The sequence below is a fragment of the Mesorhizobium sp. USDA 4132 genome (genome assembly GCF_056279545.1).
The window spans coordinates 3,917,003-3,930,282 of the sequence record NZ_JBWCCP010000001.1 but is presented as its reverse complement, the minus strand read 5'-3'; the positions used below and the strand labels follow the sequence as shown (position 1 = coordinate 3,930,282).

The 13,280-nt window shown below is 62.2% G+C and carries 11 protein-coding genes; 3 read left to right on the top strand and 8 right to left on the bottom strand.

Annotated features, from left to right (window positions below; translation table 11 throughout):
• Positions 1–771, top strand: coding sequence for a FadR/GntR family transcriptional regulator (locus tag ACZ9IU_RS19665; RefSeq protein WP_162182340.1), 771 nt, complete (start codon positions 1–3; stop codon positions 769–771).
• Here ACZ9IU_RS19665 and ACZ9IU_RS19660 read toward each other — a convergent pair whose 3' ends face one another.
• The 7 genes from ACZ9IU_RS19660 to ACZ9IU_RS19630 all read right to left on the bottom strand — a co-directional run bounded on the left by ACZ9IU_RS19660 (position 772) and on the right by ACZ9IU_RS19630 (position 8,077).
• Positions 772–2,145, bottom strand: coding sequence for an FGGY-family carbohydrate kinase (locus tag ACZ9IU_RS19660; protein ID WP_038546126.1), 1,374 nt, complete (start codon positions 2,143–2,145; stop codon positions 772–774).
• Positions 2,142–2,462, bottom strand: a complete 321-nt coding sequence (gene rhaM, locus ACZ9IU_RS19655) for an L-rhamnose mutarotase (RefSeq protein ID WP_038546124.1) — start codon at positions 2,460–2,462, stop codon at positions 2,142–2,144. The genes ACZ9IU_RS19660 and rhaM overlap by 4 nt, the downstream gene beginning before the upstream one ends.
• A complete protein-coding gene (locus ACZ9IU_RS19650) occupies positions 2,459–3,460 on the bottom strand; it encodes an ABC transporter permease (protein WP_038546121.1) in 1,002 nt (333 codons plus the stop codon). Before ACZ9IU_RS19650 ends, rhaM begins: the two co-directional genes overlap by 4 nt.
• A complete protein-coding gene (locus tag ACZ9IU_RS19645) occupies positions 3,457–4,446 on the bottom strand; it encodes an ABC transporter permease (RefSeq protein ID WP_038546118.1) in 990 nt (329 codons plus the stop codon). The genes ACZ9IU_RS19650 and ACZ9IU_RS19645 overlap by 4 nt, the downstream gene beginning before the upstream one ends.
• Before the next feature lie 10 nt (positions 4,447–4,456).
• Complete coding sequence (locus tag ACZ9IU_RS19640) at positions 4,457–5,941, bottom strand: sugar ABC transporter ATP-binding protein (protein ID WP_157885181.1); 1,485 nt, start codon at positions 5,939–5,941, stop codon at positions 4,457–4,459.
• Positions 5,942–6,207: 266 nt separating this feature from the next.
• Positions 6,208–7,212 carry a rhamnose ABC transporter substrate-binding protein gene (gene rhaS / locus ACZ9IU_RS19635; RefSeq protein WP_038546113.1) on the bottom strand — a complete coding sequence of 335 codons (1,005 nt, stop codon included), beginning with the start codon at positions 7,210–7,212 and terminating at the stop codon, positions 6,208–6,210.
• Between the two features lie 49 nt (positions 7,213–7,261).
• Positions 7,262–8,077: a DeoR/GlpR family DNA-binding transcription regulator gene (locus tag ACZ9IU_RS19630; RefSeq protein ID WP_038546110.1), complete on the bottom strand. Its 816-nt coding sequence runs from the start codon at positions 8,075–8,077 to the stop codon at positions 7,262–7,264.
• A gap of 199 nt (positions 8,078–8,276) precedes the next feature.
• Between ACZ9IU_RS19630 and ACZ9IU_RS19625 the strand changes: the two genes are divergently transcribed.
• Together ACZ9IU_RS19625 and rhaI are read left to right on the top strand one after the other, a co-directional pair.
• Positions 8,277–10,373: a bifunctional rhamnulose-1-phosphate aldolase/short-chain dehydrogenase gene (locus ACZ9IU_RS19625; RefSeq protein ID WP_038546108.1), complete on the top strand. Its 2,097-nt coding sequence runs from the start codon at positions 8,277–8,279 to the stop codon at positions 10,371–10,373.
• Positions 10,374–10,549: 176 nt separating this feature from the next.
• Entirely contained in the window at positions 10,550–11,842 is a 1,293-nt protein-coding gene (rhaI, locus tag ACZ9IU_RS19620) for an L-rhamnose catabolism isomerase (protein WP_038546105.1), read from the top strand.
• A 76-nt stretch (positions 11,843–11,918) separates the two neighbouring features.
• Here rhaI and ACZ9IU_RS19615 read toward each other — a convergent pair whose 3' ends face one another.
• Positions 11,919–13,067, bottom strand: a complete 1,149-nt coding sequence (locus ACZ9IU_RS19615) for a MalY/PatB family protein (protein ID WP_038546102.1) — start codon at positions 13,065–13,067, stop codon at positions 11,919–11,921.
• Between the last annotated feature and the right edge of the window lie 213 nt (positions 13,068–13,280).

The window sequence follows — 13,280 nt, the reverse complement described above, 5'->3', positions numbered from 1 at the left end:
GTGGATCGACATTTTCAGCCCGTCAAAGTGCTGCTGCCGAACGAGGAGGTGGCGCGCCGGCTTGCCGACGCCATCAGGGCCGGGTTTTTCCGGCTCGGCTCGCGCCTTCCGTCCGAACGCAGCATCGCCGAACAGATGCAGGTGAGCCGCCCGACCGTGCGCGAGGCGGTGAGACTGCTGGTCGAGGCCAATATTCTGACCGTCAGGCAGGGCGCCGGCGGCGGCACGTTCGTCAGCAGCGAGATCGTGCCGCTCGACATTATCGTGCCGAGGCCGGACATGCGGCCGGGCGACATCGACGAGGCAATCGAGGTGCGCCGGCTGATCCTGCCCTGGGTGGCGCAGATCGCCTCGCAATATGCCGAGGATGCGGATTTCGACCGGATGCGGGAGGCGATCCGGTTCGGCCGGGATTCGCTGCCGCCGCCGGAGGTGACCAAAAGCAGTCCCGAGCATATCAGCTCGATTATCATCGCTTCGATGCGCTTCGACCTCGCCCTGGCACGGGCGACCCGCAATGGCCTCGTGCTGGAATTGATGGAACTGCTGCTGCAGTGGGTGGAGCCGATGCGGCACAGGACGCTGCATAGTCGCGCCGATCTCGTGCTGTCGCTCGAACTGGTCGAGACCATGATGCGGGCGATCGAATCCGGCGACCCTGCGCAGATTGCCGAGATTACCGAACGCCGGCTCGGCATTTTGGAAAATGCGCTTGAGGAGCAGACGGGCCGGCGCCTTCGCCGCAACCGCCGGCCGTCCAATGCGGGCTGATCAGCGCTCCAGCCTTTCGTGCCAGGCGGTGCGATAGGCGTCGATGTTCCAGGTTGGCGCGGGCACGATGCGGCCCGGTTTGGTTGCCGGTGAAATGTCTGCGAGAAGCGCTGCGCCCTGACTTGTGCCGGTCGAGCCCGGAAGTGCCATCACCTCACGGCCGAGCAATGCGGCGAGCGCCTGAAGATAGGCAGGGTTGGCGGAGAAAGGGCCTTCGACCAGAACCGGTCCCTTGGCGCCGATGAGATCGAGACAGGTCTCCGTCATCAGCGCGAGATAGAGGCAGGCTGCCGCCCAGCGATGGTCAGCGGAGGCAGCGGCGTCGCCGATCCATTGCGGCTCGCGGCCCGGGAAGGGGCCGGAGCCGCCTGAAACGTTCGGCAGAAGCATCAGGCTTTTTTCGATGGCATGAGGAATGGCTGCAAGCGCCGCTTCCGGCGACAATGGACCGAGTTCGGCCGTCAGCATCTCATACTCGCGGCCGCCCATGAAACGGCTCGAGGGCACGGCGCGGCCATAGGCATCGACATTGGCAAGTGCGTCGCGCAGCGGGTCGAGATGGTCGAGATCGCCGCCGACCGCGAAATTGATGACCCAGGTGCCGGTGGAGACGACCGCGAACGGCGGCTCGCGTCCCACCAGATGAGCCAGCAGCGAAGCGTTGGAATCGTGGATACCGCAATGGACCGAGATCGGTTTCGTCATTCCGATCTGCGCCGCAATGCTTGGCAGGAGAGGACCGAGCGTCTCGAAGGCCGAATGGACAGGGGCCATCAGGTCGCTGATGCCGAGCGTATCCACCAGCGGAGAATAGGCGCCTTCACGTGGGAGCCAGAGATCGGTGTGGCAGCCGAGCGATGTGACCTCGTTTGCCGCAACGCCGGTCAGCCTGAACGCCCAATATTGCGGGTAGGTGAGGATGGTGCGCACGCGGTCAAAGGCTTCAGGAAAGGCGGTCTTCTGGTAGTGGAGCTGTGCGCCGACATTCAGTCCGCCGGACAGCGCTGGCGAGAAGGTTTGCGAAAAGGGCGGGCGGATCGTTTGATACGCCCGGCGGACATCTTCCGGATATTCGTGCTCGTAATCGAGCACCGGCAGCGCCAGTTTACCCTCGGTATCGAGAAGCACCGCCGATGCGCCGTGGGTGGTGATGGAGATCGCATCGAAGCCAGGCTTTTTTGCAAAATCGGACAGCGCTTGGATCGCGAACTCCCACAGGGCTTCGACATCGTAGTGCGGATAGGGCGGGCCTGGCCGAACCCGGTTCGGCGTACGCCTTTCGGCGATCTCCTCGCCGGTCGCGCAGTCGAGCACGACAACCTTGGCATTGGTCTTGCCGATATCGAGAACGGCGATCTTTGCCGGCATCGTCATGGCAGGTGGAACACCGTCACCAGATCGCTCTGGACCGGCGAGTTGTCCGGATTGGTTTCCATGATGTCGGCCATATGCGCCCACCATTTCTTCATCACCGGGTGGTCGGGCAGGCTCGCCAGCGTGTGGTCGGTCGGCCGTGTCAGCACGCCAAACAGCGTGTTCGTCTCGCGGTCGAGATGGATGGAATAGTCGCTAGCGCCCGCCTGGTGGAGGAGATCGACAAGCTCCGGCCAAATCTCGTCGTGGCGTCTGCGGTATTCCGCTTCCATTCCCGGATTGAGCTTCATCTTGAAGGCGTACTTTTCGAGCGTCATCGGCTCATTTCCTTGATGCGGCGGGCGATGATCGGGATGGCGATGGTGATGATCAAGAGCAGGCCGACGAAGATCGACATGACGATGCCGGGTACGTTGAGCAGCCCCAGCCCGAAGGTGACGAGGCCCATGACAAAAGCGGCGATGACGACGCCGGCGATGGTGCCCGCGCCGCCGAGAATGGAAACGCCGCCGAGGACGACCATGGTGACGACTTCCAGTTCCCACCCCTGCGCAATAGAAGGCCGGGTCGAGCCGAGGCGAGAGGTGAGGCAGACAGATGCCACCCCGGCCATCACCCCGGTCAACAGGAAGAGGATGAACTTCACCCGTTCCACCGGAATGCCGGAGAAACGCGCCGCGAACTCGTTGTTGCCGATCACATAGACCTGCCGGCCGAAATTGGTCGCGTGCAGCAGGATGCCGAAAACTGTGGCAAACACGAGGAACAGTACGAATTCGAAGGAGAACACCCAGGCCACATAGCCCTGGCCGAAGAAAGCGAAGCTTGCTGGATATTTGCCATAGGCTTGGTCGCCGAGGACGATATAGGAAATGCCGCGGAAGAGGCTCATCGTGCCGATGGTCACGACGATCGACGGCAGTTTGAGCCCGGCGACGAGCAGGCCGTTGAACGCGCCGCAGAGAAGGCCGGTGCCGATGCCGATCGCCACCAGTCCCGGCGTGCCGATGCCGGCCTGGGCCGCCGCGCCCATGGCGGTCGAGGCGAGCGCGATGATCGCTGCGACCGACAGATCGATCTCGCCGGCGATGACGAGCAGCGCCATGGCAAAGGCGATCATCGCCTTTTCGGTGAAATTGAAGGTAGCGTCGGAGAGGTTCCAGGCATTCAGAAAGTAAGGCGAGGCGAACGAATTGAAGACAAAGATCAGCACCGCCACGCCGAAGAGCAGCACTTCCCAGCTCGCCAGCAGGCGCGAGGTCTTGCTGCCGAGGCGGTCGGGAATGACCCGTTTGGAAGAAACGACGTCGCTCATGCGGACACCTCTTTTGCGCCGCGATCGCGCAGGATGATGCGGCCGGCCTTGCGTTCGGCGCGGGCGTTGAAGACGACGGCGAGCACGATGACGATGCCGGAGATCGCCATCTGCGCGAAGGGCGAGATGCCGATGACGGGCAGCGCATTCTTGATGACGCCGAGGAAGAGGGCGCCGAGCACCGCACCGCCGACCGAGCCGATGCCGCCGGCAATCGAGATGCCGCCGATGACGCAGGCCGCAACCGTGTCCAGTTCGAAGCCCGCAGCGATATCGACATAGGCGACCGCATAACGCGACACCCAGAGATAACCGGAGAGGCCCGCGAGCGCGCCCGACACCACGAAGGCTATGAATTTGGTCCAGCCGATATCGATGCCGGCATAGATCGCCGCCGTCGGGTTGCCGCCGGATGCGTAGGCTGCCCGGCCAAAGGGCAAGCGGGTCAGCACGAACCAGGCGCCGAGCACGATGAGGATGGCGATCCAGGAGAGGATCGGCAGGCCGATCACCGGCATTCGCGGGACATTCAGGAAGGAAGGGGCCATCTGGTGGGCGTTCACCCAGCCGCCGCCCGACAGCACGAAGGCCATGCCGCGATAGATGGTCAGCGTTCCGAGCGTGACGACGATCGGCGGAATCCGCAGCGCCCAGACGAGGTAACCGTTGATCGCACCCAGGAAGGCGCCGATGCCGACCGCCATGACGATGAGCAGGGCCAGCGGCAGGTCGGGATAGGCGGCGTTGGTCATGGCGACCGCCATGCCGGTGAAGGCAAGATTGGCGGCAACAGAAAGATCGATCGACTTGGTCAGGATCACCGTCATCTGGCCGAGCGCCAGGATGATCAGGATCGAGGTGTCGTTGAAGATGTTGGCGAGATTGCCGGGAGACGCAAAGCCCTGCGCACGAGCCGCGAAGCCGGCGATCATCGCGGCGATGATGACGGTGAGCAGGATTTCGCGGTTCTTCAGGAGGCGGTTCATCGGTTTCTCCTCACTGGTTGCCGGTTGCGGCGCGGACCAGCACTTCGGCGCTCAGGGCTTTGCGCTCGAAAACGCCGGCGGAAAGGCCCTCGCGCATCACCATCACCCGGTCGGACATGCCGAGGATTTCGGGAAGCTCGGACGAAACCATGATGATCGACAGGCCCTCGGTGGCGAGTTCGCCGATGAAGGCGTGGACGGCGGCCTTGGAGCCGATGTCGATGCCCTTGGTCGGCTCGTCGAGAATGATCACCTTCGGCTGCGTCGCCAGCCATTTGCCGATGACGACCTTCTGCTGGTTGCCGCCGGAGAGCGTGCCGACGGGCACTGAAAGAGCAGCGGCGCGCAGGTCCAGCCGCTCGGCATATTTTCGCGCCAGCGCCAGTTCGTTGGCGGCTTTCAGGAAACCGGAGCGGGAGGTCTTTCCAAGCGAGGGAAGCGACATATTCTGGAAGATCGGCATGGGCAGCGCCAGGCCGTGGCGGCCGCGTTCTTCCGGAACGTAGACGATGCCGGCGCGGATCGCATCGCCCGAGGAGCGGATGTCGAGCGGCTTGCCTTCCAGCACCAGACGGCCGGATGAGGGCCGGGTCACGCCGAACAGCGACTGGCAGAGCTCCGAACGGCCGGCGCCGATCAGGCCGTAGAGCCCGAGGATTTCGCCGCGACGAAGCTCGAAGGAGATGTCGCGGAATTCGGTCGGATGGCAATAGTTCTCGACGCGGAAAACCGGCGCGCCGATCTGGACCTCGACCTTGGGAAAGACGTCCTTGACGTCGCGGCCGACCATCAGCCGGACGATCTCGTCCTGGGGCGTTTCCCTCAGCCGGCCTTGGCCGACGGCGCGGCCATCGCGAAAGACCGCGAAGTTCTCGGCGATCTCATAGACCTCGTCGAACTTGTGGCTGATGAAGAGGATCGCCTTGCCCTGGCGTTTCAAGTTCTCGACGATGCGGAAGAGGTCATCGATCTCTTTCCGCGAAAGGGCGGCGGTCGGCTCGTCCATGATGACGATGCGGGCCTCGACCGACAGCGCGCGGGCGATCGCCACGAGGTGGCGCTGGGCGATCGACAGATCGCGCAGGCGGATGGTCGGGTCGATTTCGCTTTCGAGCTGCAGCATGAGGGCTTTGGCGCCGGAATTGATCCTGCGCCAGTCGATGGTGCCGAACCGGGTGCGCGGCGCGTGGCCGAGAAAGATGTTTTCCGCGACGCTCAACTCATCGAAGAGCACCGTTTCCTGATGGATGGCGGTGACGCCGGCGTCGATCGCCGCCTGCGCGCTCGCGAATGTGGTGGGCTTGCCGTCGATCAGGATCTCGCCCTCGTTCGGGCGGTAGATGCCGGTCAAAATCTTGACGAGCGTCGACTTGCCGGCGCCGTTTTCGCCGATCAGCGCCGTCACCTGGCCGGGATAAAGCTTGATGCTGACGCCGTCGAGCGCTTTGACGCCGGGAAAGATCTGGCTGATGCCGCGCATTTCCAGGATCGGCATTGCTTCCGTCGTCGGTGCCGGTCGGGGCGATCGGTCTTGAATTTTCGTAACGCCGTTCATTATGGGTGGCCGTTTTCCGATGGCAAGAATCGTTGGCGTCGAGGCGACTGTGCCCCTCACCCACCTCCGCTTCGCTCGGTCACCCTCTCCCCCGGGGGGAGAGGAGGAACGGAGACGTTGCGGTGTTCCTCTTCTCCCCAGCGGGGAGAAGGTGCCGGCAGGCGGATGAGGGGGCTCGCGCCCGCCGGCAAGGGGAGTTCTCCGGATCAGAAGATCTTGGAGAACTCGTCGATGTTCTTGGCGTTGTAGACGAAGGGGTCGGCCATGGCGGCTTCGCCATTGTCGCCAATCTTGATCGAGCCCATGCGGCCGGCCTTGATGTCCGAGCCCGGCTTGCCGTCCGCATCACCCTTGACGAGGTGATAGGCAATCTGGGTGGCGGAATAACCGAGGTCGATGGGGTTCCAGATGGCGAATTCCTTGGTGGCGCCGGACTTGATGGCGCCGGCCATTTCAGACGGCAGGCCGAGCCCGGTCACATAGACCTGGCCGATCTTCCCGGCATCCTTGACGGCCTGCGAGGCAGCGAGCACGCCGACCGTGGTCGGAGCGACGATGACCTTGACGTTCGGCTGCGAGGTCAAGAGGCCCTGTGCTTCGCGATAGGACTTGTCGGCGAGGTCGTCACCATAAACTGTCGTGACGAGGTTCAGGCCCGGAAAATCCTTGAGCTGCTTCTTCATCTCGGCGATCCAGGTGTTCTGGTTCGTCGAGGTGGTGGTGGCCGAAAGGATGGCGAAACCGCCCTTGCCGCCATCCAGGTGGTCCTTGGCGAGCGTCAGGCACATCTTACCGATCAGCTCGTTGGAAGACGGGTTCAGGTGCATGATGCGGCCTTCCTTGGCGACCGCCGAATCCCAGGAAATGACCTTGATGCCGCGCTGGGTGGCCTTCTTCAGCGCCGGGATGACGGCGTCCGGATCGTTGGCGGAGATGGCAATCGCATCGACGCCTTGTGCGATCAGCGAGTTGATCACTTCGATCTGGCCTTCGGCCGTCGTCGAGGTCGGGCCGGTATAGATGACCTGGACGCCGCCGAGTTCCTTGGCAGCTTCCTGCGCGCCCTTGTTGGCCGCTTCGAAGAAGCCGTTGCCGAGCGATTTGACCACGAGCGCGATCTTCATGTCGGCAGCGCTTGCCGTCGTCATTGTTGATGTCAGGGCGGCGAAGGCGAATGCCACGCCGAGGGCGAGTTTCTTTGCAAGTTTCATAGTTGGTCCTCCCAGTTGATAGTTCAATCTTTCTCCCGCCGGTCGCTCCTCACGCGGCCGACGAAGAATCCTCCTTGGCGATGTCCGCTGCGGCGGCACCGGCGATAATCAGTTTGACGCCCGCATCCTCGATCATGCGTGCGGCGTCGTCGGTCACGCCGTCATCGGTGATAACAGTCGTCACCCGATCGAGCGGGCAGAGGATAAGGCTGGACCGGCGCGAAAACTTCGAGGAATCCACCATCACGATCAGTTCCTCGGCCTGGTGCATCAGCTTCTGCTCGCTCTGGATCACCAGCGCGTCGGCCTCCATCACCCCGAGCGGGCCGACCCCCTGCGCGCCGATGAACATGCGGCGGGCGTAAAAATTGCGGATCGCATCATTGTCGAAGGGCGACAGGATCAGGCTCTGTTCGCGATAGATCGCGCCGCCCGGTATCGTCACCGTGTTCTTCGAATGCTTGACCAGATGTTCGGCGATCGCAAACGAATTGGTCATTACCTGCAGGCGTCGCGCCGACATGAAATGCACCATCTGGAACGTCGTCGTGCCGCCGTTGATGATGACGCTGTCGCCTTCATCGCAGAGTTCAACCGCGCGGCGGGCGATTGCGCGCTTCTTGTCGATGTTGACCGATTCCGACACCCGGAACGATCGGGCCGAAAGCTGGCCGATCTGCGGAGGATGAACGGCTTCCGCGCCGCCGCGGACGCGCCGGAGCTTGCCCTGGACGTGCAGCGAAGCGATGTCGCGCCGGATCGTCGCTTCCGATGCCTCGGTCAATTCGGCGATATCCTGCACCGTGATGACGGGTTTTTCCTGGATAGCGCTCAAGATGATGCGATGGCGTTCACGTTCGTGCATTGGCTCCTCCTTGGCGTCAACTATTACCGGAAAATTTACGTTGTCAATCATAAACGATCAACTTCGCTTTTATTGCGCTGCACAATGAAACTTTATGATCGTTTATGATTGACAGATGGCGCGACAATGCGCGATACCGGCGGCAGGGAGATGGCGGCCGCCTCGTCGCCGTGAGCCGAAACACGTTGGAGGACAAGCAATGTCGGGCCAAACCCGCCTTCTCGAAAACCGTTGGAACGATGCTCAAGCCGCCAAGCTCGATGAGCCCGGCAAGCTGCTCTATCGCTCCAATCTTCTCGGTGCCGACAAGCGCATCACCAATTACGGCGGCGGCAATACCTCGGCCAAGGTGATGGAAACCGATCCGCTGACCGGGGAAAAAGTGAAGGTCATGTGGGTGAAGGGATCGGGCGGCGATGTCGGCACGATCAAGCTCGATGGTTTCGCCACCCTCTACATGGACAAGCTGGAAGCGCTGAAGGGGCTCTACAAGGGCGTCGAGGACGAGGACCGCATGGTCGGCTTCCTGCCGCATTGCACCTTCAACCTCAATCCGCGCGCGGCCTCAATCGATACGCCGCTACACGGTTTCGTGCCGTTCACCCATGTAGACCACATGCACCCGGATGCGATCATCGCGATTGCGGCTTCGAGGAATTCGAAGGAGTTGACGCAACAGGTCTTCGGTTCCGAAATCGGCTGGCTGCCCTGGCGGCGGCCGGGTTTCCAGCTCGGGCTCGATCTCGAAGCGTTCGTGAAGGCAAACCCCAATGCCAAGGGCGTCGTGCTGGAAAGCCACGGCCTGTTCACCTGGGCAAATGACGCCAAGGCCTGTTACGAGCTGACGCTCGACATCATCAACAAGGCGATCGAATGGTTCGCCAAGGAGACCCAAGGCAAGACGATCTTCGGCGGCGCCGCGACCAAGAGCCTGCCTGCGCCGGAACGCCGGGCGATCGTCGCGAAACTGATGCCGGAGATCCGCGGCCGGATCGGCAAGGTGGAGCGCAAGCTCGGCCATTTCGACGACCAGGACGCGGTGCTGGAATTCGTCAATTCCAAAGACCTGAAGCCGCTTGGGGGCCTCGGAACCTCCTGCCCGGACCATTTCCTGCGCACGAAAATTCGTCCGCTGATTGTTGATTTCGATCCCGCCAAGCCGGATGTCGATGCGGTGATTGCTGCACTCGACACGGCGCTCGAAGATTATCGCGCGGATTACAGCCGTTATTACGAGACCTGCAAACACGCCAATTCACCCGCCATGCGCGACCCCAACCCGGTGATCTTCCTGGTTCCGGGCGTCGGCCTGCTGTCGTTTGCGCGTGACAAGGCGACGGCCCGGATTGCCGGCGAGTTCTATGTCAACGCCATCAATGTGATGCGCGGCGCCTCGACGGTTTCCGAATATCAGGGCCTGCCGGAGCAGGAGGCCTTCGACATCGAATACTGGCTGCTCGAAGAGGCGAAGCTGCAGCGCATGCCGAAGCCGAAAAGCCTTGCCGGACAGGTGGCCTTGGTCACCGGCGGCGCCGGCGGCATCGGGCGGGCAACCGCGGCCAGGCTGATGGGCGAGGGTGCCTGCGTGGTGCTTGCCGATATCGACGGCGGCGCGCTCGACACGACCAAAGCCGATTTCGAAAAGTCGTTCGGCAAGGATGCGGTGCGCGGGGTCCTGCTCGACGTGACGACCGAGGACGCGGTGATCACCGCGTTTGCCGAGGCCTGCGTCGAATTCGGCGGCGTCGATATCCTCGTCTCGAATGCCGGGATCGCGTCGTCCGCGCCGGTCGAGGAAACCACGCTTGCCATGTGGAGCAAGAATATCGACATCCTGGCGACGGGTTATTTCCTCGTTTCGCGGGAGGCCTTCCGGTTGTTCCGCCGCCAGAAGCTCGGCGGCAACGTCGTGTTCGTGGCTTCGAAGAATGGGCTTGCCTCTTCTCCGAATGCGTCGGCCTATTGCACCGCCAAGGCCGCCGAAATCCATCTCGCCCGCTGCCTGGCGCTCGAAGGCGCCGAGGCAGGCATTCGAGTCAATACGGTCAATCCGGACGCCGTGCTGCGCGGATCGAAGATCTGGAACGGCGAATGGCGCGAACAGCGCGCCGCCTCGTCCAAGATCGAGGTGGACGACCTGGAGGAGCACTACCGCAAGCGGTCGCTGCTCAAGCTCAATGTCTTTCCGGAGGATATTGCGGAGGCGATCTATTTCCTCGCATCGGACGCATCGGCCAAGTCGACCGGCAACATCATCAACGTGGATGCCGGCAACGCCCAGAGCTTTACGCGGTAGGGTAATATCTTCTCCCCAGCGGGGAGAAGATGCCCGATAGGCAGATGAGGGGGAGGAGCAAAGCGACGCCTTGAGCGATAAGCGAAAGGCAGAATGTGCCGCGCCCCCTCATCCGACCCTTCGGGCCACCTTCTCCCCGCTGGGGAGAAGAGACAAAGATCAGATGGGAGGACCGAATGACTGAACTCAAGATCACGACCAATGTGATCGCCGCTGAAAACGATAAGCGCTCCGCAGCGCTCAAATCCGATTACGATGCGCTCGGCGAGAACCTGTCGCGCCGCGGCATCGATATCGAAACGATCACCTGGGATGTTGAAAAGTTCTTCGTCGCCGTACCCTCCTGGGGCGTCGGCACCGGCGGCACGCGTTTCGCCCGTTTCCCGGGCCAAGGCGAGCCGCGCGGCATTTTCGACAAGCTCGATGACTGCTCCGTCATCCACCAATTGACCCGCGCGACGCCGACGGTCTCGCTGCATATCCCGTGGGACAAGGCGGATCCGAAGGAATTGCTGGCCAAGGGCGATGCGCTGGGTCTCGGTTTCGACGCGATGAACTCGAATACGTTTTCAGATGCACCGGGACAGGCGCATTCCTATAAATACGGCTCGCTTAGCCACACGAATGCTGCGACACGCGCCCAGGCGATCGAGCACAATCTCGAATGTATCGAGATCGGCAAGGCGATCGATTCCAAGGCGCTGACGGTGTGGATTGGCGACGGCTCGAACTTTCCGGGCCAGAGCCATTTCACGCGAGTGTTCGAGCGGTATCTCGCTTCGATGGCGGAAATCTACAAGGCGCTGCCCGACGACTGGCGGCTGTTTTCCGAACACAAGATGTACGAGCCGGCCTTTTATTCGACGGTGGTGCAGGACTGGGGCACGAACTACCTGATCGCCAATACGCTCGGACCAAAGGCCTTCTGCCTCGTCGATCTCGGCCATCATGCGCCGAATACCAATATCGAGATGATCGTTGCCCGGCTGATCCAGTTCGGCAAGCTCGGCGGCTTCCACTTCAACGATTCCAAATATGGCGACGACGACCTCGATGCGGGCGCTATCGAGCCCTACCGCCTGTTCCTCGTCTTCAACGAGTTGGTGGATGCCGAGCATCGCGGCATCAGGGATTTTCGCCCGGCGCATATGATCGACCAGTCGCACAATGTCACGGACCCGATCGAAAGCCTGATTTCCAGCGCCAACGAGATCCGCCGGGCCTATGCCCAGGCATTGCTGGTCGATCGGGTAGCACTTGACGGATTCCAGCAGGAAAACGATGCGCTGATGGCCTCAGAGACACTGAAACGGGCTTATCGCACCGATGTGGAGCCGATCCTTGCCGAAGCCCGCCGCCGCGCAGGCGGAGCGATCGATCCGGTCGCGACCTATCGCGACAGTGGCTATCGGAAAAAAGTCGCGCTCGAACGTCCGGCGTCCACCAGCGGCGGTGGCGGGATCGTCTGATCCTTTCAGTCTGCCATCATGCCGGCGGATGAGTTCCGCCGGCGATCACTTCTTCTTATTCGATCGAGCGGACTGATCAGGTGTTCCGGCCGAGTGCGCGTTCCATGCGGCTCAGACCCTCCTCGAGAAGGGCGCGCGGGCATCCGAAATTGACGCGGACGAAGTTGCCATAGGCCGCGCCGAATTCCGAGCCGGCATTGAAGCCGACCTTGCCATGTTCGAGGAAATAGCTCTGCGCATCCGGCTCCAGACCGAGTTCCGTGCAGTCGAGCCAGGCGAGGAACGTGCCTTCCGACGGGATAAGCTTGATCTTTGGAAACCGGCGCGCCAGTTCGGCCGACAGAAAATCGCGGTTGGCCTCGATATAGGCGAGCATCCGCGTCTTCCAGTCGCCGGCCTTCGAGAAGGCCGCAAGCGTCGCCTCGAGGCCGATGATATTGGCATTGTCGACCATTCCGAGCCGCGCCTGGTTGAATTTTTCGCGGATCGCCTTGTTGCCGATGATCGCGAAGGCGGTCTTCAGGCCGGCTATGTTGTAGGTCTTGCTGGCGGCCATCAGGGTGATGGTGCGGTTGGCGGCATCTTCAGAAAGCGTGGCGATCGGCACGTGGCGGCGACCGTCGAACAGAAGGTCGCAATGGATTTCGTCGGAGATGATCAGCGTATCGTTCTGGCGGCAGAGGTCGGTGATCGTCTTGAGTTCGTCGGCGGTGAACACCTTGCCCGTCGGGTTCTGCGGGTTGCAGAACAGCAGCGCCTTCGATTTTGCCAGTTCCGCCGCGAAGGCCCCGGCATCCATCACATAGCCTTCAGCGGCCGGGGTAAGCGGCGCTTCGTGCCGGACGAGGTTCCAATTCGCGGGGGCTTCGAGGATCGGCCGATAGACGGGCGTCTGCACCAGCACGCCGTCGCCGGGCTGAAGCATCGCGTGCAGCGCCATGTTGAACCCCGGCACCACGCCTGGAAGGAAGACGATCTCGTCGGGCGAGACGGTCCAGCCGTATTTTTCCTGCATGTCGGAGATGATTTGGGCTCGCAGTTCATCGCGGGCGACGCCGTAGCCGAGCATCGGATGTTCGAGCCGGTTGCGGATGGCGTCGACGATCTCCGGTGCCGCGGGGAAGTCCATGTCGGCGACCCACATGGGCAGCACGTCGTCCGGATACTTGCTCCACTTCGAGCTGCCGGTGCCCCGGCGTTCGTGCACGGCGTCGAAATCGGTCATGTTCTCAAGTCCCCTGTCATTATGTTGCCGATCGACGCGGATCGACAGCCCTGGTATACGCCTGCCGCGAACAAGGCAAAGCGTGAAATTACCCTTAGCTTGTCCCTAACCAACCGCGCGGCTGTCAACGCCTTTCTTCGCTTTGGTGAGTCGTTCGGCGTTTTCCGCATCTGGCCTAATCTATCCAATTTGTAATCCAGGTCCGCTGAAAGC

Excerpts from the sequence above, each read along its gene's own strand:
- ACZ9IU_RS19660 (WP_038546126.1), bottom strand. The coding sequence starts at position 2,145 with ATGACGATGCCGGCAAAGATCGCCGTTCTCGATATCGGCAAGACCAAT.
- rhaM (WP_038546124.1), bottom strand. The coding sequence starts at position 2,462 with ATGACGCTCGAAAAGTACGCCTTCAAGATGAAGCTCAATCCGGGAATG.
- ACZ9IU_RS19650 (WP_038546121.1), bottom strand. The coding sequence starts at position 3,460 with ATGAGCGACGTCGTTTCTTCCAAACGGGTCATTCCCGACCGCCTCGGC.
- ACZ9IU_RS19645 (WP_038546118.1), bottom strand. The coding sequence starts at position 4,446 with ATGAACCGCCTCCTGAAGAACCGCGAAATCCTGCTCACCGTCATCATC.
- ACZ9IU_RS19640 (WP_157885181.1), bottom strand. The coding sequence starts at position 5,941 with ATGCCGATCCTGGAAATGCGCGGCATCAGCCAGATCTTTCCCGGCGTC.
- rhaS (WP_038546113.1), bottom strand. The coding sequence starts at position 7,212 with ATGAAACTTGCAAAGAAACTCGCCCTCGGCGTGGCATTCGCCTTCGCC.
- ACZ9IU_RS19630 (WP_038546110.1), bottom strand. The coding sequence starts at position 8,077 with ATGCACGAACGTGAACGCCATCGCATCATCTTGAGCGCTATCCAGGAA.
- ACZ9IU_RS19625 (WP_038546108.1), top strand. The coding sequence starts at position 8,277 with ATGTCGGGCCAAACCCGCCTTCTCGAAAACCGTTGGAACGATGCTCAA.
- rhaI (WP_038546105.1), top strand. The coding sequence starts at position 10,550 with ATGACTGAACTCAAGATCACGACCAATGTGATCGCCGCTGAAAACGAT.
- ACZ9IU_RS19615 (WP_038546102.1), bottom strand. The coding sequence starts at position 13,067 with ATGACCGATTTCGACGCCGTGCACGAACGCCGGGGCACCGGCAGCTCG.